Annotated in this window: 1 protein-coding gene; it reads left to right on the top strand. The window is 66.5% G+C overall.

Annotated features, from left to right (window positions below; translation table 11 throughout):
• Positions 1-275 (top strand): aldehyde dehydrogenase family protein (locus SB754_RS20145; protein ID WP_410784145.1); only part of this gene is annotated, 275 nt, incomplete at both ends.

The following is a 275-nucleotide window of genomic DNA, read 5'->3' as shown; positions in this document are numbered from 1 at the left end:
ACCAAAACCGCCGACATCGACAAAGCGGTCGAGGGGGCGGTGCGCGCGTCCTACTCCAATTCGGGACAGCTCTGCATCTCGATCGAACGGATCTACGTCGAGAACTCCGCGGCCGCCGACTTCGCGGCGAAGTTCGCCCGCCGGGTCGCCGGCATGACCATCGGCGACGCCTACGACTTCTCGACCGAGATGGGATCGCTGGCGTCGGCGGCGCAGGTCGACACGATCGAAGCGCATGTCGAAGACGCCAAGGCCAAGGGCGCCACCGTCCTCGC

It is taken from the genome of Leifsonia sp. SIMBA_070, from assembly GCF_046534635.1.
Taxonomy (GTDB): Bacteria; Actinomycetota; Actinomycetes; order Actinomycetales; family Microbacteriaceae; genus Leifsonia.
The sequence above is the reverse complement of the archived record's forward strand: the minus strand, read 5'-3'. Positions and strand labels throughout refer to the sequence as shown.